Below are 18,219 nucleotides of genomic sequence, written 5' to 3'. Positions count from 1 at the left end.
GGCCCCGAGACCCTTTCCGGCGAATGTCCTCCGGCGTCGGCCTGCGGCCGCCCCCTCCCCCTTTATTTCGCCTCCAAGGGCATCGGGGCCCAGCGCCCGACCCACCGACCAGCGCCAGAAAAGCCTGGCTTCCCCTGCTTGCCGCAACCCGAGCCCCTTAGCGGCCGGTAGGCTCCTGGGCAAAACAAAGGAGGAGGCCGCGACCGCGGCCGGGGGACATTTGCACCAGGGGCCTACCGGCCGCTAAGGGGCCCTCACGCTCGCGGTAGCCCCTGCGACAAAGTGAAGCAGCGCGTCACCGGGTCGCATGTGCCTTTCACGTATACCGGCCCAGACTGGTGCGGATTTCAGAAACCAGTCGGAGGCGTCACGTGGACGCGTTGTTGTTGTCGCGGATCCAGTTCGGGTTCGTCATCAGTTTCCATGTGCTGTTCCCCGCCTTCACCATCGGCACCGCCAGTTGGCTGGCCTTCGTGGAGTCACGCTGGCTGCGCACCGGCAACCCGGTCTGGCGCGAGCTGTATTTCTTCTGGCAGAAGATCTTCGCGGTGTCCTTCGGCATGGGCGTGGTCAGCGGCATCGTCATGGCCTTCCAGTTCGGCACCAACTGGCCGCGCCTCAGCGAGGTGGCCGGCAGCGTGATCGGGCCGCTGCTTACCTATGAAGTCCTCACCGCCTTCTTCCTGGAGGCCAGCTTCCTGGGCGTCATGATGTTCGGCTGGGGCCGCGTTTCGCCGCGGCTGCATTTCTTCTCCACCTGCATGGTGGCGCTCGGCACGCTGTTCTCCACGTTCTGGATCCTGTCCTCCAACAGCTGGCTGCAGACCCCGGCCGGCTACGCGCTGATCGACGGCATCGTGCACCCGCAGAACTGGTGGCAGATCGTCTTCAACCCGTCCTTCCCGTACCGCCTGGCGCACATGGCGCTGGGCTCGTTCATCACCACCTGTTTCGTGATCGGTGGCGTGGGCGCCTGGTACCTGCGCAAGGGCACGCACGTGGAAGCCGGGCGCACGATGCTGCTGGCGGCCGTGGCGTTCGCCGCGCTGACCGTGCCGGTGCAGATCGTCGTGGGCGACATGCATGGCTTGAACACACTCAAGCACCAGCCGATGAAGATTGCCGCGATGGAAGCGCACTGGCATTCCGAAGGGCAGGGCGAAGGCGTCCCGCTGGTGGTGTTCGCCGTGCCCAACGAAAAAGCCGAGCGCAACGATTATGAAATCGCCATTCCCCGCCTGGGCAGCCTGATCCTGACCCATTCGCTGGAGGGGACGTTCGACCCGCTCACCTCGGTACCGGCCAGCGATCGGCCGCCGGTGGTGCCGGTGTTCTTCGCCTTCCGGATCATGGTCGGGCTGGGCACGCTGATGCTGCTGCTGGCCTGGGTGTCGGCGTTCCAGTGGTGGCGGGGCAAGCTGCTGCAGTCGCGCTGGCTGGTGCGGGGCTGGAACTGGATGCTGCCCAGCGGCTTCATCGCGCTGGTGTCGGGCTGGTTCGTGACCGAGATGGGGCGCCAGCCGTGGGTGGTGTACGGGGTGCTGCGCACCGCCGACGCGGTGGGCCCGCAGAGTGCGTGGATGACCGCGTTGTCGCTGGGTGTCTACATCGTGGGCTATGCGTTCGTGTTCGGCTGGGGCATCTGGTACCTGGTGAAGATCATCCGCACCGGGCCCAAGCCGCACGAACCGGCGCCGGCGCTGGACGCGGGCAGCCATACCCCGGCGCGGCCGCTGTCCGGTGCCGATGAACCGCTGGAGGAGCGCTGACATGGAGATGACAACCTGGCTGCCGGTGGCATGGTTTGCGGTGATTGGTTTTGGCGTGCTGATGTACGTGGTGCTGGACGGTTTCGTGCTGGGCATCGGCATCCTGGCGCCGATGGCCGAGGACGAAGAACAGCTGGACATCATGATGAACACCGCCGCGCCCATCTGGGACGGCAACGAAACCTGGCTGGTGCTGGGCGGGGCCGGGCTGATGGCGGCCTTCCCCAAGGCCTACGCGGCGCTGCTGTCGGCGCTGTACCTGCCGGTGCTGCTGCTGGTGGTGGCGCTGGTGTTCCGCGGGGTGGCGTTCGAATTCCGCTTCAAGGCACACCGCTCGCGGCGGTTGTGGAGCGTGGCCTTCGGGCTGGGCTCGCTGCTGGCGGCGTTCGCGCAGGGGGTGATTCTCGGGGCGCTGGTGGAAGGCCTGCGGATCGTGGATGGCCGTTACGCCGGTGGTGCGTTCAGCTGGTTCAGTCCGTTCTCGATGCTGACCGGTGCAGCGGTGGTGTTCGGCTACGCGCTGCTGGGCAGCACCTGGTTGATCCTGAAGACCGAAGGCCGCGAGCAGGCGTTCGCGCGCACGTTGACGCGGCCGCTGGTGGTGGCGGTGATCGTGTTCATGGGGCTGGTGAGCACCTGGCTGCCGTTCCTGGATTCGCGCTTGATGGCGCGCTGGTTCAGCGACGGCAACTTCTGGTGGTTGTCGCCGGTGCCGCTGCTGACGCTGGGCGTGGCGGTGGCGCTGTGGCGCAGTGCGATGCACCCGCGCCGCGACCTGCCGCCGTTCCTGTTGACCCTGGCGTTGTTCATCCTGGGCTTCATCGGGCTGGTGCTGGGCATGTGGCCCTACCTGTTGCCGCCGAGCATGACGCTGTGGGAAGCGGCCGCCCCGGCGTCGTCGCTGGGCTTCAGCCTGGTCGGGCTGGTGGTGCTGCTGCCGGTGATCCTGGGCTACACGGCGTGGTCGTATCGGGTGTTCCGCGGCAAGGTGCGGGCCGATACCGGGTATCACTGAGGAGGAGAGGCGCTGGCTCTTCGTATGTTCCGGGGTTGGCGAGGGTGGTCAGACCCTGCCGGGACACGCCGTGAACCCATCCTTGGGGGCTCGTGAGCGGCATCCATGCCGCTCAACGGTCCCGGCAGGATCTGACCACCCTCGCCCAGCAAAGTGTGCATCGTCGGTTGGACGAGCCAGACGCAAAAGAAGGGTCGAGAGCAGCCGACCAACGGTCGGCTCTACGCAGGACGCGGCCGAGCGCGTATCAGGCGTGCAGGCCTTCGATTTCGACCAGCAGTTCGGCCCGGCAGACTTCGGCATGCAGCACTACGTAGGCCGGGGGGCCGGGTAACGCGGCCATCTGGGCGGCAACGGCCGGCATGTCTTCGGCACGCCGCACATACACTTTCAGTACCGAATCGGCGCCGAGCTGGGCGGCCAGGGACGGACGCTGCCGTCGGGCGGCGTCGACCAGGCTCTGCAGGTTGGTCAGCGTTTCGCGCAGTTGGTCTTCCACCGCGCCGGTGTGCTGGGACACATGGCCCACGATCGCCGCCGTGCCCGACTGCAGCAGCGGCAGCCCGGTTGCCGCCGGCGCCAGCAGCGCCCGCGAGAAACTGGGCGACTGCGGGCCGTACTGGCGCGGGTAGCGGAACGCGCTTACCTGGCGTGGGTTTTCCAGGGGCAGGCCGGGTTCGCGGGCGGCCAGCCAGTACACCTGCAGGCGCCGGTGCCCGTCGAAGCGACCGATGCAGGTCGCGGCCGGCAGGGCCGCTTCGTCCAGCTCGCGCAGCCCGCGCACCCGGCCCACGCAGAAGCGCCGGTAGCGCTCCTGGTCGCCATCGCCTTCGGTCACCGCGTCCAGGTAGTTCCAGGTCCGCAGCAGGTGCGGGAATCCGCAGTGCGCCAGGAAGCTGCTCATCCGCGCATAGGCGTCGGCGGCGGCCGTCTCGATGTCGCCCTCGGCTTCGTCGATCTCCAGCACCCCGAACAGCAGCGCGGCATTGTGCGACCAGCGCACCCCGTCGGTGACGCCCGACTGCACCGGCGTCGCGCCCCGCCAGACTTCCACCTGCGCCGGACCGTGTTCGGCCAGGGGCACCTGCAGCCAGCGCGGATCGTTGCCCGGGAAGGGCGCAGGCGCGCCAAAGCCGAACACCGCCAGGGTGCACGGGTCGGCCAGGGCGGCCTCGCGCAGCGCTGCCGGCAGGTAGCCGGCGCTGAACACCGCCGCCCCTGGGGGAAAAGCGACCGCCGGGGCCGTTGCGTCGTGGATCGTGCTGCTCATTTCAGATTGTGAAAGCTGCCAGTGCCAAGGGTGTCATGATAGCGTGCGCTCCTTTTTACGGCGGTGCGCTGCGATGCCTTGGTGCCCATCAACATGTTGGCGTGAATGATCGAGTTCTCAGTGGTGGATTGGTCGGCCTGGGCACCGGGACTGACCTCGAAGGAACAGTGGCAGGCCTGGGCACAGGCCCCCGCGCTGCCGCAGGGCGATGACACCCCGGCGCTGGCCGAGGTACCGGCCATGCAACGGCGCCGCATCGAGCGGCTGGGCCGCATGGCCATCCAGGCCGCGTGCTGGTGCGAGCAGCCCGATGACGCCGGCCAGGTGCCGCTGGTGTTCGCCTCGCGCCATGGCGACGTGGCCCGTTCGATGGAACTGCTCGACAGCCTGAGCGCCGACCACGGCATGTCCCCGACCGCGTTCGGCCTGTCGGTGCACAACGCGGTGGCCGCGCTGTATTCCATCGCCCGCGGCCACCGCGGCAACTACCTGGCCCTGGCCGCCGGCCGCGCCACGGTCGAAACCGCCTGCGTGGAGGCCTATGGCCTGCTGGCCGATGGCGCCGCCGAGGTGCGGGTGATCGTGTATGAATCGCAATTGCCGCCGGTGTATGCCGGGTTTGCCGACGAACCCGATCCGTATTACGCCTGGTGCTGGCGGCTGGCCCGGGCCGACCGCCCCGGCACCCGGCTCTCGCTGGGCTGGGGCGCGGCCAGGGCCGACAGTCCGGCCGGCGCACTGCCGCATGGTCTGGATGCGCTGCGCTTCCTGTTGGCCGGCGATCCGACCCTGACGCTGGCCGCCGACGGCCAGCAATGGACCTGGCAACGCCATGGCTGAGCGCGGTTCCGGCCGTCTCAACCATGCCTGGCGGGTGTTCGGCACCGGGCTCAGCTTTGCCGTGTTCGGCATCGGCGGCCTGCTGCTGGGCGGGGTGCTGTTCCCGCTGCTGTTCCTGGTCCGCAACCCGGTCCGGCGCCGCACGCTGGCGCGCCGGCTGGTCCAGCTCAGCTTCGCCAGCCATGTGGGCCTGATGCACCGGCTGGGCGTGATGACCTATGAAATCCGCGGGGCTGAACGTCTTCAGCGCAACGGACTGCTGATCCTGGCCAACCACCCGACCCTGATCGACGTGGTCCTGCTGATCGCCCAGTTGCCCAATGCCGACTGCGTGGTCAAGCGGGCCGTGGCCTGCAACCCGTTCATGTGCGGCCCGGTGCGGGCGGCCGGCTACGTCTCCAACGACGACGGCGCGGGGCTGATCGACGACTGCATTGCCGCGGTCAAGGCCGGGGGCACCCTGGTCATTTTCCCCGAGGGCACCCGCACCGTGCCCGGCCAGCCCCTGCGCCTGCAGCGCGGGGCGGCCAACATCGCCGTCCGCGGCGGCCTGGACATAACCCCGGTCAGGATCACCTGTACCCCGCTTACCCTGACAAAGGGCCAGAAATGGTATCGTGTGCCATCACGGCGTTTTCACGTTCAGCTGGAAGTCGGGGAAGATCTCCCGATCGCCCCGTTCCTGGCGGTGGCCGGCGACACGCCCAGGGGGGATGCCTTGGCGGCCCGGCGCGTGACCGATCATCTTGCCCATTACTTTGACTTCGCTGGAGAACCAAGCCGTGCAGGCACTTGAGCACGAGATCAAGGAATTGATCATTTCATCGCTGTCGCTGGAAGACATCACTCCCGAAGACATCGACGCGGAAGCGCCCCTGTTCGTCGAGGGGTTGGGGTTGGATTCGATTGACGCACTTGAACTTGGTTTGGCCCTGCAGAAAAAGTACGGTGTCAGCCTGTCTGCGGATTCGGAAGAGACCCGTCGCCATTTCTCCAGCGTGCGTGCCCTGGGCGAGTTTGTCGCCGCACGCCAGTCGTCGTAACGGCGCGTCAGGATTTGCCATGACCAAGAACGAACTTTTCGATCGCATCGTCAAGATCCTCAAGGACAGCTTTGAGATCGAACCGGCGCGCATCACGCCCCAGGCCCGTCTGTACGACGACCTGGACATCGACAGCATCGACGCGGTCGACCTGATCGTGCAGCTCAAGCCCTTGCTGGGCCGCAACCTGCAGCCGGAGGCCTTCAAGGCCGTGCGTACCGTGCAGGACATCGTCGACGTGGTGCACGGGCTGCTGCCCGGTCAAGCAGCCGCCTGACGGCTGCCGCAGGACACTGACCATGGTCCGGGTGCGCGTCGCGGCGTTTGCGTTGCTGTCGCTGGCATACCCGCTGGTGGTGTACCTGTCGCTGGGCCGGTTCGAGCCGCGCTGGCTGTCGCTGCTGCTGTTCACCCTGGCCGCGCTGCGCGCGCTGACCACCCGCCAGGCGGTGTGGTGGGTGGCCGCACTCGGCACCGGTGTGCTCGCCCTGGTGGCTACGGCCTTCAACGAGGCCCTGCCGCTGAAGCTGTACCCGGCGCTGGTGAACGCGGTGATGCTGGTGATCTTCGCCACCAGCCTGCGGTTCCCGCCCAGCGCGGTGGAGCGCCTGGCCCGGCTGAGCGAGCCGGACCTGCCGCCGTTCGCGGTGATCTATACCCGTCGCGTCACGTGGATCTGGTGCGGCTTCTTTGTTCTCAACGGAAGTCTGGCCCTGGCCACGGCGCTGTGGGCGTCCAACCAGGTCTGGGCGCTGTACAACGGATTGTTGGCGTACGTGATGATGGGTGCCTTGTTTGGTGGCGAGTGGCTGGTGCGGCGACGGGTGAAGGCGGCGCACGCGCATGGTTGAGTGGATCGCATTGGACCGGCTGGCGGTGTCGCCACGGCCCGGTCGGATCGTGGGCGAAGCCGAGCACGGCGCGGTGTTGCACCCGGATTTCCGCCTGCAGGTGATGCGCTGGCAACAGGCGTTCGCCCGTGCGCCGGGACGCGACTGGGCCCTGTACTTCGACGACACCCTGGCCTTTGCCGCCGCGCTGCTGGGGGCCTGGCACGCCGGCAAGCGGGTCTTCCTGGGCGGAGACAACCTGCCGGCCACGCTGGACGAGCTGCGCCCGCGCGTGGCCGGGTTTGCCGGTGACGTGCCCGCGCAGCACGCCCCGCTGCAGCCCGATGCCGATGCCGACGCCGAGGGCGAACTGGTGCCGCTGGACGAAGACCAGCTGGAGCTGGTGGTGTTCACCTCCGGCAGCACCGGCGCGCCGAGCGCGATCGTCAAGCGCATGCGCCAGCTGACGCGCGAAGTGGAGGCGCTGCAGGCCGCGTTCGGCGAGCAGCTGGAAGGCACCCAGGTGCACGGCACCGTCTCGCACCAGCATATCTATGGCCTGTTGTTCCGCGTGCTGTGGCCGCTGGCCGCCGGCCGCGCCATCCAGCCGCGCCGGTTCTTCCACGAAGACCTGGTCAGTGCGTTGGCGCAGCAGCCGTCGGTGCTGGTGGCCACCCCGGCCCACCTCAAGCGCCTGCCCGAACAACTGGACTGGTCCTCGCTGCAGGGCCAGCTGCGCGCGGTGTTTTCCTCCGGCGGTCCGCTGCCCGAAGAGGCCGCGCTGCAGGCGCGGGCATTGCTCGGCGTGGCTCCCACCGAGGTGTTCGGCAGCAGCGAAACCGGCGGCATCGCCTGGCGCCGCTGGAGCGCCGGGCAGCCGCAATGGCACCCGTTGCCCGGCGTGGCCTGGCGCATCCAGGACGGCTGCCTGGCGGTGTCCTCGCCGCATCTGGAAAGCACCGACTGGTGGCAGACCCAGGACCGCGTGGAGGCCGACGCCGGGCGCAGCTTCCGCCTGCTCGGCCGGGCCGACCGCATCGTCAAGATCGAAGAACGCCGGGTATCGCTGGACGCGCTGGAACAGCAGCTGCGCGCGCATCCGGCGGTACAGGACGTGCGCGTGCTGGTGCTGCCGGGCGCGCGCGAACAGCTGGCCGCCGTGGTGGTGCCGCAGCAGGCCGACGCGGCCGGCTGGGACGACGCCCAGCGACGCCGGCTGGCGCAGGCGCTGGGCGCGCACCTGGCCAGCAGCCACGATGCGGTGACCCGGCCGCGGCGCTGGCGCTTCGTCGACGCGCTGCCGTTGAACGCACAGGGCAAGGTCACCTTCGCCGCCCTGGCAGCGCTGTTCCGGCCGCAGTTCCCGGTGGTCCACTGGGAGCGGCGCGAGGCCGACACGGCAGCGCTGCTGTTGCCGCTGGACCCGGACCTGATCGCCTTCGATGGGCATTTCCCGCAGGCCAAGATCCTTCCGGGCGTGGTCCAGCTGGATTGGGCCATCCATTACGCCCGCGATGTGTTCAGCATGCCACCGCGCTTCGAACGCATGGACGCGCTGAAATTCCAGCACGTGGCGCGCCCCGGCGATTGCCTGCAACTCACCCTGGGCTGGGATGCGGCCAAGTCGGTGTTGAGCTTCCGTTATGTCTCCGACCACGGCGTGCATGCCAGTGGCCGGGTGGTGTTCGGCGATGTCTGACACGCTTCGCGCTGGTCCCCCGGCTGCGCCCTTTGCGCCGCTGGTGGTGATTCCGGTCTACGACCATGAGCATGCCATCGGCGCCGTCGTCCGCGGCGTGCTGGCCAGCGGGCTGCCGTGCCTGCTTGTGGATGATGGCTCGCACCCCGCGTGCGCGCAGGCGCTGGATGCCCTCGCGGCGGGATACCCCGCGCAGGTCACAGTGCTGCGCCTGCCGGTGAACCAGGGCAAGGGCGGGGCGATGCTGGCCGGGTTTGCCGAGGCGGCGCGCCGTGGCCATAGCCATGTGCTGCAGATCGACGCCGATGGCCAGCACGACCCCACCGACATCCCGCGCTTTGTGGCCCTGTCGCGGCAGCATCCCGACGCGGTGATCTGCGGCATCCCGGCCTACGACGACAGCGTGCCCAAGGCGCGCCTGTACGGCCGTTACGCCACCCATATCTGGGTGTGGATCAACACGCTGTCGCTGCAGATCCGCGATTCGATGTGCGGCTTCCGGCTGTACCCGCTGGCACCGGTGACGGCGCTGGTGGGCGAGGAGACCATCGGCCGGCGCATGGACTTCGACAGCGAGATCCTGGTGCGGCTGTTCTGGCGCGACGTGCCGGTGATCAGCCTGGCTACGCGGGTGACCTATCCCAGTGATGGCGTGTCGCACTTCGATGTGTGGCGCGACAACGTGCGCATCAGCCGCATGCACACCCGCCTGTTCTTCGGCATGCTGTGGCGCGCGCCGCGCCTGCTGTGGCGGCGCATCGCCGGAGCGCCACGCGCATGACCGCACCGGCACCGGCCAACGCCCCGCACTGGGCCGACCTGGGCGAAACCACCTCGGCCGCCGGGGTGCTGTTCCTGTGCTGGGTGCACCGCTGGTTCGGGCGCTGGCCGTTCCGCCTGTGCGTGTACCCGGTGGTGCTGTGCCATTGGCTGGGCAACCGCGTGGCGCGGCAGTCGTCGCTGCAGTACCTGCAGCGACTGCAGGCGCACACCGGCGTACTCGGCGCCGTGCCCGGGCGCTGGACCAGCCTGAAGCACTTCGCGCTGTTTGCCGACACCCTGCTGGACAAGCTGCTCGGCCTGGGCGGGCGCTATCCGCCCAGCCACATCCGCCTGCAGCGCGACCTGATGCTGGAGAAGATCGCGCGCCGCGAGGGCGGGCTGATCCTCACCGCGCACATCGGCTGCCTGGAACTGTGCCAGGTGCTGGCCGAGCAGGTCCCCGGTTTCCGCATTACCGTGCTGGTGCACACCGCGCACGCGCAACGCTTCAACCGGCTGATGCAGCGGCTGGATCCGCTGGCGTCGGTGGAGCTGATGCAGGTCACCGACATGGGCCCGGCCACCGCGGTGGAGCTGCAGCGCCGGGTCAACGAAGGCGGCTTCGTGGCCATCGTCGGCGACCGCGTGCCGCTGCGGGGCGGGCGCACCGTGCCGGCGCCGTTCCTGGGCCATGTGGCGCAGTTCCCGATCGGCGCCTACGTGCTGGCCTCCGCACTGGCCTGCCCGGTGTACACCATGGCCTGCCTGCACGAGGGCGACGGCTACCGTGTGCGCTTCGAGCATTTCAGCGACCGCATCGTGCTGCCGCGCGGCTCGCGTGACGCCGCGCTGACCGCGCAGGCCGAACATTTCGCCCGGTGGCTGGAAGTTCAGGTCACCCAGGCACCCTTGGACTGGTTCAATTTCTTCCCCTTCTGGGATCAGGCATCTCATGGCAAGTAAGTCACCCGATATCCGCTTCGGCGATGCGCCGCTGACCATCGAAGACGTGGTCGCGCTGTCGCAGCGTCAGGCCCAGGCTGTGGTCAGCGACGACCCGGCCTTCCAGGCGCGCATCCAGAAGGGGGCCGACTTCCTCGACCGCCTGCTGCGCGAGGACGGCGTCATCTACGGGGTGACCACCGGCTACGGCGACTCCTGCACGGTCAACATCCCGCCGGCGCTGGTGGCTGAGCTGCCGCACCATCTGTTCACCTACCACGGCTGCGGCCTGGGCCGGTTCCTGGACCCGCAGGAGACCCGCGCGGTGATCGCCGCGCGTCTGGCCTCGCTGGTACGCGGCATGTCCGGGGTCAGCCATCCGCTGCTGGACGGGCTGGCCACGCTGCTGCGCCACGACGTGTTGCCGCTGATCCCGGCCGAAGGCTCGGTGGGCGCCAGTGGCGACCTCACCCCGCTGTCCTACGTGGCCGCCGTGCTGTGTGGCGAGCGCGAGGTGATGTACCAGGGCGCGCGCCGCCCGGCCGCCGAGGTGCTGGCCGAGATCGGCATGACCCCGCTGCGGCTGCGCCCCAAGGAAGGCCTGGCGATCATGAACGGCACCGCGGTGATGACCGCGCTGGCCTGCCTGGCCTATGACCGCGCCGACTACCTGACCAAGCTGGCCACCCGCCTGACCGCGTTCAACGTGCTGGCCAGCGACGGCAACGCGCACCATTTCGATGAGATGCTGTTCGCCGCCAAGCCGCACCCGGGCCAGATGCAGATCGCCGCGCGCCTGCGCCAGGACCTGCACAGCGACCGCCCGCCGCGCAATGAACAGCGCCTGCAGGACCGCTACTCGCTGCGCTGCGCCCCGCACGTGATCGGCGTGGTGCAGGACGCACTGCCGTTGATGCGCCAGCTGATCGAAACCGAACTCAACAGCGCCAACGACAACCCGCTGATCGACGCCGACGGCGAGCGCATCCTTCACGGCGGCCACTTCTACGGCGGGCACATCGCCTTTGCGATGGACGCGCTGAAGAACACCATCGCCAACCTGGCCGACCTGCTCGACCGGCAGATGGCACTGGTGGTGGACGCGCGCTACAACCACGGCCTGCCGGCCAACCTGTCGGCGGCCACCGGTGAGCGCGCGGCGATCAACCACGGGTTGAAGGCGCTGCAGATCAGCGTGTCGGCGTGGACCGCCGAGGCGCTCAAGCAGACCATGCCGGCCTCGGTGTTCTCGCGCTCCACCGAATGCCACAACCAGGACAAGGTCAGCATGGGCACCATCGCCGCGCGCGACTGTCTGCGCGTGATCGAACTGACCGAGCAGGTGGTTGCCGCGCTGCTGATCACCGCCCGCCAGGGCGTGGCGCTGCGCCAGCGGGTGGGCATGAAGGCCACCCTCTACGGCGAGCTGGACGCGATGTACCAGGACCTGTGCGCGCGCATCGCGCTGGTCGAGGAAGACCGCGCGCTGGACGGCGAGCTGCGCGCGTTGCTCGATGACATCCGTGGCCAGCGCTGGAGCCTGTATGACCAGCCCTGACCTGAGCCTGGAGGTGCGGCTGTCGCCCACCTTCCACGACTGCGACCCGATGCACGTGGTGTGGCACGGCAACTACTTCAAGTACTTCGAAGTTGCCCGTTGCGCGCTGCTGCAGCAGTACGACTACGACTACCCGCAGATGCGCGAATCCGGCTACATCTGGCCGGTGGTGGACGCGCGGGTGAAGTACATCCGGCCGCTGCTGTACGGGCAGGCGCTGCGCGTACGCGCCACCATCACCGAATGGGAAAACCGGCTGAAGATCGCCTACGAGATCTTCGATGCCGACAGTGGCCAGGTGCTGACCCGCGCCCACACCATCCAGGTGGCCGTCGACGCGGCCACCAATGAAATGCTGTACCTGTGCCCGCGCGTGCTGTGGGACCGTCTGGGAGTGGAAGTGCAATGAACGCTCTGCTGCGCACGCTGGTCGTGCTGGTGTCGTTGGTCGTGGCCGCGCCGGTGCTTGCCGCCCCCGCTGCCGATGTGGATCTGGTCAAGCAGCGCGTGGCCAAGGTGGGCGTGCTGCGGGGCGAGTTCAGCCAGGAAAAGCAGGTGGCCGGCTTCAAGAACCCGCTGCGTTCGCAGGGGCGCTTCGTGCTGGCCCAGGACCATGGCGTGGTCTGGACCACGCTCAAGCCGTTCCCGTCCGAAGTGGTGGTCACCCGTGACCGCATCCTCAGCCGCCAGCGCGACGGCAGCAGCCGGGTCGAGCTGGACGGCCGCCAGCAGCCGGCGATGCGCTCGGTCAACGCGATCATGTTCGCGCTGATGAGCGGCGACGCACAGGCGTTGTCGGCCCAGTTCACGGTGAAGGTGGAGGCCAAGGCGAACAACGGCTGGAGCATGCAGCTGAGCCCGCGCTCGGCAATGCTGGGCAAGGTGTTCACCGGGCTGAAGCTGCAGGGCGACCGCTACGTGCGCGAGGTGGAGATCACCGAGGCCAACCAGGATGTCACCCGCATCCACTTCACCGGCATGAGCGAAACGCCGGCTGCGTTGAGTGCGGAAGAGGGCGGCAAGTTTGAATGACGCACTGAAGTCGAACGGCCGCCTGCAGCGCATCTGGCGCTGGCTGGCCGTGCTGTGGCTGCTGGTGCTGCTGGGCCTGGGCGTGCAGCAGTGGCAGTTGTGGAAGAGCGAGTCGCGGATCGATACCGACATCCTGGCGCTGTTGCCGCAGGATGCACACGACCGCCTGTTGTCCGACGTCACCCGGCGCATCGCCGATGCCAACGCGCGCCAGATCGTGGTGCTGCTGGGTAGCGCCGACGCCGCGCAGACCAAGGCCGCCGAGGCCGCCTTCCGCGCCACCATCACCCCAAAATCAACCAACGTAGCGCGGGGCTCTGCCCCGCTGCCTCACGCGCCGGACGCCGTAGCGCGGGGCTCTGCCCCGCTGCCTGCCGCAGGTGACGTTCCAGCGGGGCAGAGCCCCGCTCTACTGCAGGAAAGCGGCTCCATCGAAGGCTGGTTCGAACAGGCGCGTGCGTTCTACGCGCCGTACCGCGACCGCCTGCTTACCAGCGAGCAACGCCAACGCCTGCAGAACGAGCCGGTGGATGGCCTGGCCGACGCCGCGCTGGCCGCCCTGTACGGCCCGATGGGCGCGCCGCGGCTGACCGAGTGGCGGCAGGACCCGCTGTCGCTGTGGCCGCAGTGGTGGCAGGAACGCGCGCTCGGCTCGGGCCTGCAGATGGGCGATGACGGCCTGCTCGAAGCCGATGGCAAGCACTGGTCGATCGTGCAGTACGACACCGTGGGTTCGGCGTTCCAGCTCGACGGCGAACGCCACATCGACCTGCTGCTGGACCAGGCCGCCGCGGCGGCCCGCAAGCACGCGCCCGGCCTGGAAGTACTGCGCGCCGGCGTGCCGCTGCATGCCGAAGCGGCGGCGGTGCAGGCCAACTGGGAGATCAACACGATCGGCTGGGGCTCGCTGGCCGCGGTGCTGCTGCTGGTGTGGCTGGCGTTCCGTTCGCTGCGCCCGATCCTGCTGGTGGCAGCCTCGCTGCTGATCGGCTGCGGCGTGGCTCTGGCCGTCACGGTGCTGGTGTTTGGCAAGGTGCACGTGCTCACGCTGGTGTTCGGCGCGTCGCTGGTGGGCGTGGCCGAGGACTACGGCATCCACTGGTTCGCCTCGCGCCAGGCCGAGCCGGCCGACCGCCGCTGGCGCCTGCTGCGGCACCTGCTGCCCGGCCTGTGGCTGGCGCTGCTGACCAGCGCGCTGGCCTACCTGGCGCTGGGCCTGGCACCGTTCCCGGGGCTGCGCCAGATGGCGCTGTTCTCGGTGGTCGGCCTGGCCGCCGCCTTCCTCACCGTGATCTTCTGGTTCCCGTGGCTGGACGGCGGCGAGATCCGCACCACCGGCTTCTCGCGCTGGCTGGGCGGCACACTGGACCGCTGGCCGCGCCTGCACGGGCGCAAGGCCGCGATCTTCCTGGGCGTGGCGGCGCTGTTCTCGGCGGTGGGCATCGCCCGGCTGGACAGCAACGATGATCTGCGCAGCCTGCAGTCCTCGCCCAAGAGCCTGATCGACCAGCAGATCCGCATCAGCCAGATGCTGGGCATGCCCAGCCCGGCGCAGTTCTACCTGGTGCAGGGCGACAGTGCCGAACAGGTGCTGCAGCGCGAAGAGGCGCTGATCGAACGCCTGCGCGTGCTGGCGGCCAACAAGCAGATCGGCGGGTACCGCGCGATCAGCGACTGGCTGCCCTCGGTGCAGCGCCAGCACGCCGATGCCGCGCTGACCGCCAGGGTCGAGCCGCAGGTGCTGGGCAAGGTCGGCCAGGCGGTGGGCGAAAGCCTGTCACGCCCGGACTACGCCGGTCGCGACCTGGACGCCGAGGCCTTCCTGGCCTCCCCGGCGGCGATGCCGTTCCACCACCTGTGGCTGGGCAAGGTCGGTGCGGGCCTGGCCACCGTGGTGATGGTCGATGACCTGTCACGCGCCGATGCGCTGACCCTGCTGGAAACCCAGGCCAAGGGCATCGACGGCGTGCGCTGGGTCGACCGCACCGCCGATTTCTCATCGCTGCTCAAGCACTACCGCAAGCTGATGAGCGGGCTGCTGCTGGTGGGCATCGTGCTGGTGTTCGCGGTGCTTTACTGGCGCTACCGCGCGCAGGCGTGGCGCGTGTTCGCCCCGACCCTGGTGGCCGGCGCGCTGACCCTGGCCCTGCTGGGCCTGTTCGGCCAGCCGCTGCAGTTGTTCAACGTGCTGGCGTTGATGCTGCTGCTGGGCATGGGCATCGACTACGGCATCTTCCTGATCGAACACCGCGGGGATGCCAGTGCGTGGCTGGCGGTGTGCGTGGGCGCGGCCAGTACCTGGCTGTCGTTCGGCCTGCTGGGCCTATCGGCCACGCCGGCGCTGCGCGCGTTCGGCCTGACCCTGCTGTTCGGCATCGGCCTGGTATGGATCATCTCGCCGCTGTTCCGCCCGCCACCGCACGACGCACCGCACTGAGCACCGCGTGTTTCCTTTCCCGCCATTGTTTTCTTGATCAAGGATGTATCGATGAACCCGCAAGTGGAAACAACCGAGATTCTGGTGATCGGCGCCGGCCCGGCTGGCTCGGTCGCGGCGGCGATGCTGCGCAGGCAGGGCCGCCAGGTGCTGATGATCGAGCGCCAGCAGTTCCCGCGCTTCTCCATCGGCGAGAGCCTGCTGCCGCAGAGCATGGAGTACATCGAAGCGGCGGGACTGCTGCAGGACGTGGTGCAGGCCGGGTTCCAGTACAAGAATGGCGCGGCGTTCGTACGCGGCGAAGCGAGCACCGAGTTCGACTTCCGCGACAAGTTCTCGCCGGGTTGGGGCACCACCTACCAGGTGCAGCGCGCCGACTTCGACAACGTACTTGCGCGCGGTGCCGAGCGCATGGGCACCACGCTGCGTTTCGGCGATGAAGTGCTGTCGGTGCAGCCGGGCCGCCCGGCGCGGGTGCAGGTGCGTCGCCCCGACGGCAGCGAGTACACCATCGAAGCGGGCTTCATCCTCGACGCCAGCGGCTTCGCGCGCTTGTTGCCGCGCCTGTTGAACCTCGAATCGCCGTCGAACTTCCCGGTGCGCGGGGCGATCTTCTGCCACGTGCGCGACCATATCCCGGCCGACGCGGGCTTTGACCGCAACAAGATTCTGATCACCACCCATCCCGAGCATGTGGACGTGTGGTACTGGACCATCCCGTTCTCCAACGGCTGCTGTTCGCTGGGCGTGGTCGCCGAGCCCAGCTTCTTCGAGAAGTATCCGGGCAGCGACGAAGACAAGCTGCGCGCCATCGTCGGTGAAGACCCCAACCTGACCCGCCTGCTTGCCAACGCCGAATGGGCCGTGCTGCCGGTGCGTACCATCACCGGGTACTCGGCCAACGTGTCCTCGCTGTGGGGCGAAGGCTACGCGCTGCTCGGCAATGCTGGCGAGTTCCTCGACCCGGTGTTCTCCTCGGGCGTCACCATCGCCTTCAAATCCGCGGAGCTGGCCAGCGCGTGCATTGCCCGCGAGTACGACGGGCAGGCGGTGGACTGGGAGAAGGACTTCTCCATTCCGCTGCGCGCGGGCGTCAAGACCTTCCGCCGCTTCGTCGAAGCCTGGTACGCCGGCGGCTTCCAGAAAATCATCTACCACCCCGACCCGCAGCCCGACGTGCGCCGCATGATCTCTTCGATCCTCGCCGGCTATGCCTGGGACACCCACAACCCGTACGTGGCCGACGACAGCGGCCGCCGCCTGCGGGTGCTGGAGGAACTGTGCAGCGGCTGATCGTCCTGTTGCTTGTCTGCGTGCTGCTGGCGTCCTGCGCCAGCACCCGCATGCCCGCGCCGCTGGTGCAGCTGCCCACCCTGCAGCTGGCGCCGTCGGCCCTGCCGCAGCCGTTGCAGCTGCAGCAGCGCCTGCAGTTCCGCTTCGGCACCCACGAACGCGAGCTGGATGCGCTGCTGGAAGCCGACGGCAGCCAGGTGCGGCTGGCGGTGCAGGCCATGGGCCAGACCGGCGTGCGCATGGTCTGGGACGGCACCACGCTGGAACAGACCCGCGCGCCGTGGCTGCCGCCGCAGGTGCGCGGCGAGCGCGTGCTGGACGACCTGCAGTTCGCGCTGTGGCCGGCCGCGGCCATCCGCGCCGCCCTGCCGGCGGGCTGGACGCTGGTCGAGGCCGGCCGCGCGCGCCGCCTGGAGCAGGCCGGCAAGGCGTGGCTGCTGCTGGAGCCGCTGCCCGATGGCCGCTTGCGCCTGCGCAACCTGGCCGAAGGCTATGAACTGGTGATTGAATCGTTGGACATGGAACAGGCACCGCCGTGAGCAGTAGCAGCAGCGCGATCTATCTGAATGAATTGGGCGTGGTCTGCGCGCTCGGCGGCGACCGCGCGCAGGTGCGCGCCGGCCTGTTCGCCGACCAGGCCGGCGGGTTGCGCGACAACGACCAGGTGATCGCCGGTCGCACCCTCGCGTTGGGCGAAGTGACCACCCCGCTGCCGGACCTGTCCGCGCTGCCGGTGGCGTTGCGCGGGCGCAACAACGCCCTGCTCGAAGCGGCCCTGGTGCAGATCCGCCCGGGCGTGGACGCGGCGATCGCGCGCCATGGCGCCGATCGGGTGGCGGTCATCATCGGCACCAGTACCTCGGGCATCGGCGAATCGGAGAACGCGCTGCGCTGCCACCGCGACACCGGCCAGTGGCCGCCCGGCTTCGATTACGCACAGCAGGAAATGGGCACGTCGGCGCGGTTCGTGCGCGAGCGCATCGGCAGCACCGGGCCGGCCTGGACCATCTCCACCGCCTGCTCGTCCAGCGCCAAGGCGCTGATGGCCGCCGCGCGCCTGCTGCGCGCCGGGGTGGTGGACGCGGTGGTGGCCGGCGGCGCCGATTCGATGTGCCGGTTCACCGTGGCTGGCTTCAGCGCGCTGGAGTCGGTCTCGGCGGCGCGTTGCAACCCGTTCTCGGCCAACCGCAACGGCATCAACATCGGCGAGGGCGCCGCGCTGTTCCTGATGACCGCCGCGCCTGGCCCGGTGTGCCTGGCCGGGTGGGGCGAGTCGTCCGATGCGCACCACATGTCCGCGCCGGACCCGCAGGCGCGCGGCGCGATCGATGCCATGCAGCAGGCGCTGGACCGGGCCGGCTGGGCGCCGTCGCAGGTGGATTACGTGAACCTGCATGGCACCGCCACCGGGCACAACGATGCGATGGAAAGCCAGGCCGTGGCGGCCGTGCTGGGCATCACGGTGCCGGCCAGCTCGACCAAGCCGCTGACCGGGCACACCCTGGGCGCGTCCGGGGCGATCGAGGCCGCGCTGTGCTGGATGGTGCTGGCCGACAACCCGCGCCAGCGGCTGCCCACCCACTGGTGGGACGGGCAGGGCGACGCCGCGTTGCCGGCGCTGGCGCTGGTGGAACCGGGGACCCTCGCCGCACACCCGCCGCAGCATGTGCTCAGCCACTCGTTCGCCTTCGGCGGCAGCAATGCCGTGCTGGCCCTGGCGAAGGGATGA

The 18,219-nt window shown here is 69.1% G+C and carries 18 protein-coding genes; 17 read left to right on the top strand and 1 reads right to left on the bottom strand.

Annotated elements, in window-relative coordinates:
• Positions 1-371 precede the first annotated feature (371 nt).
• Together AC1DCJ_RS07930 and cydB are read left to right on the top strand one after the other, a co-directional pair.
• The gene (locus tag AC1DCJ_RS07930) at positions 372-1,769 is read left to right on the top strand and encodes a cytochrome ubiquinol oxidase subunit I (RefSeq protein WP_478070618.1); all 1,398 of its coding nucleotides are present in this window, start codon (positions 372-374) and stop codon (positions 1,767-1,769) included.
• 1 nt (position 1,770) lies between these two features.
• Entirely contained in the window at positions 1,771-2,784 is a 1,014-nt protein-coding gene (gene cydB / locus AC1DCJ_RS07925) for a cytochrome d ubiquinol oxidase subunit II (protein ID WP_478070617.1), read from the top strand.
• A gap of 247 nt (positions 2,785-3,031) precedes the next feature.
• Here the strand turns inward: cydB and AC1DCJ_RS07920 are convergent, their stop codons facing one another.
• Complete coding sequence (locus AC1DCJ_RS07920) at positions 3,032-4,054, bottom strand: chorismate transformation FkbO/Hyg5 family protein (protein ID WP_478070616.1); 1,023 nt, start codon at positions 4,052-4,054, stop codon at positions 3,032-3,034.
• 105 nt (positions 4,055-4,159) lie between these two features.
• On the opposite strand from AC1DCJ_RS07920, the gene AC1DCJ_RS07915 reads away from it, so the two are divergent.
• From AC1DCJ_RS07915 to AC1DCJ_RS07845, 15 genes are read left to right on the top strand one after another with little or no spacing between them, the layout of a single operon-like run.
• Complete coding sequence (locus AC1DCJ_RS07915) at positions 4,160-4,894, top strand: beta-ketoacyl synthase chain length factor (protein WP_478070615.1); 735 nt, start codon at positions 4,160-4,162, stop codon at positions 4,892-4,894.
• Positions 4,887-5,690, top strand: a complete 804-nt coding sequence (locus AC1DCJ_RS07910) for a lysophospholipid acyltransferase family protein (RefSeq protein ID WP_137190783.1) — start codon at positions 4,887-4,889, stop codon at positions 5,688-5,690. Before AC1DCJ_RS07915 ends, AC1DCJ_RS07910 begins: the two co-directional genes overlap by 8 nt.
• Positions 5,677-5,937 carry a phosphopantetheine-binding protein gene (locus tag AC1DCJ_RS07905; RefSeq protein ID WP_038685531.1) on the top strand — a complete coding sequence of 87 codons (261 nt, stop codon included), beginning with the start codon at positions 5,677-5,679 and terminating at the stop codon, positions 5,935-5,937. The genes AC1DCJ_RS07910 and AC1DCJ_RS07905 overlap by 14 nt, the downstream gene beginning before the upstream one ends.
• A gap of 19 nt (positions 5,938-5,956) precedes the next feature.
• On the top strand, positions 5,957-6,214 hold the full coding sequence (locus tag AC1DCJ_RS07900) for an acyl carrier protein (RefSeq protein WP_038685533.1): 258 nt from the start codon (positions 5,957-5,959) through the stop codon (positions 6,212-6,214).
• A 22-nt stretch (positions 6,215-6,236) separates the two neighbouring features.
• On the top strand, positions 6,237-6,788 hold the full coding sequence (locus tag AC1DCJ_RS07895; protein WP_137190782.1) for a COG4648 family protein: 552 nt from the start codon (positions 6,237-6,239) through the stop codon (positions 6,786-6,788).
• Entirely contained in the window at positions 6,781-8,466 is a 1,686-nt protein-coding gene (locus AC1DCJ_RS07890; RefSeq protein ID WP_478070614.1) for an ApeI family dehydratase, read from the top strand. The genes AC1DCJ_RS07895 and AC1DCJ_RS07890 overlap by 8 nt, the downstream gene beginning before the upstream one ends.
• Positions 8,459-9,247 (top strand): glycosyltransferase family 2 protein, encoded by a 789-nt coding sequence (locus AC1DCJ_RS07885; RefSeq protein ID WP_478070613.1) that lies wholly within the window; start codon positions 8,459-8,461, stop codon positions 9,245-9,247. The genes AC1DCJ_RS07890 and AC1DCJ_RS07885 overlap by 8 nt, the downstream gene beginning before the upstream one ends.
• Positions 9,244-10,191, top strand: coding sequence for an LpxL/LpxP family acyltransferase (locus AC1DCJ_RS07880; protein ID WP_141058876.1), 948 nt, complete (start codon positions 9,244-9,246; stop codon positions 10,189-10,191). The genes AC1DCJ_RS07885 and AC1DCJ_RS07880 overlap by 4 nt, the downstream gene beginning before the upstream one ends.
• Complete coding sequence (locus tag AC1DCJ_RS07875; protein ID WP_313425121.1) at positions 10,181-11,728, top strand: HAL/PAL/TAL family ammonia-lyase; 1,548 nt, start codon at positions 10,181-10,183, stop codon at positions 11,726-11,728. Before AC1DCJ_RS07880 ends, AC1DCJ_RS07875 begins: the two co-directional genes overlap by 11 nt.
• Positions 11,715-12,137: an acyl-CoA thioesterase gene (locus tag AC1DCJ_RS07870; RefSeq protein WP_038685540.1), complete on the top strand. Its 423-nt coding sequence runs from the start codon at positions 11,715-11,717 to the stop codon at positions 12,135-12,137. The genes AC1DCJ_RS07875 and AC1DCJ_RS07870 overlap by 14 nt, the downstream gene beginning before the upstream one ends.
• Entirely contained in the window at positions 12,134-12,760 is a 627-nt protein-coding gene (locus tag AC1DCJ_RS07865; protein WP_313425117.1) for an outer membrane lipoprotein carrier protein LolA, read from the top strand. Before AC1DCJ_RS07870 ends, AC1DCJ_RS07865 begins: the two co-directional genes overlap by 4 nt.
• Positions 12,753-15,197, top strand: a complete 2,445-nt coding sequence (locus AC1DCJ_RS07860; protein WP_478070612.1) for an MMPL family transporter — start codon at positions 12,753-12,755, stop codon at positions 15,195-15,197. Before AC1DCJ_RS07865 ends, AC1DCJ_RS07860 begins: the two co-directional genes overlap by 8 nt.
• A 51-nt stretch (positions 15,198-15,248) precedes the next feature.
• Positions 15,249-16,490 carry an NAD(P)/FAD-dependent oxidoreductase gene (locus AC1DCJ_RS07855; RefSeq protein ID WP_478070611.1) on the top strand — a complete coding sequence of 414 codons (1,242 nt, stop codon included), beginning with the start codon at positions 15,249-15,251 and terminating at the stop codon, positions 16,488-16,490.
• Positions 16,478-17,029, top strand: coding sequence for a DUF3261 domain-containing protein (locus AC1DCJ_RS07850; protein WP_478070610.1), 552 nt, complete (start codon positions 16,478-16,480; stop codon positions 17,027-17,029). The genes AC1DCJ_RS07855 and AC1DCJ_RS07850 overlap by 13 nt, the downstream gene beginning before the upstream one ends.
• Positions 17,026-18,219, top strand: coding sequence for a beta-ketoacyl-[acyl-carrier-protein] synthase family protein (locus AC1DCJ_RS07845; protein WP_478070609.1), 1,194 nt, complete (start codon positions 17,026-17,028; stop codon positions 18,217-18,219). The genes AC1DCJ_RS07850 and AC1DCJ_RS07845 overlap by 4 nt, the downstream gene beginning before the upstream one ends.

Source organism: Stenotrophomonas sp. 10N36 (genome assembly GCF_056395005.1).
The sequence above is the reverse complement of the archived record's forward strand: the minus strand, read 5'-3'. Positions and strand labels throughout refer to the sequence as shown.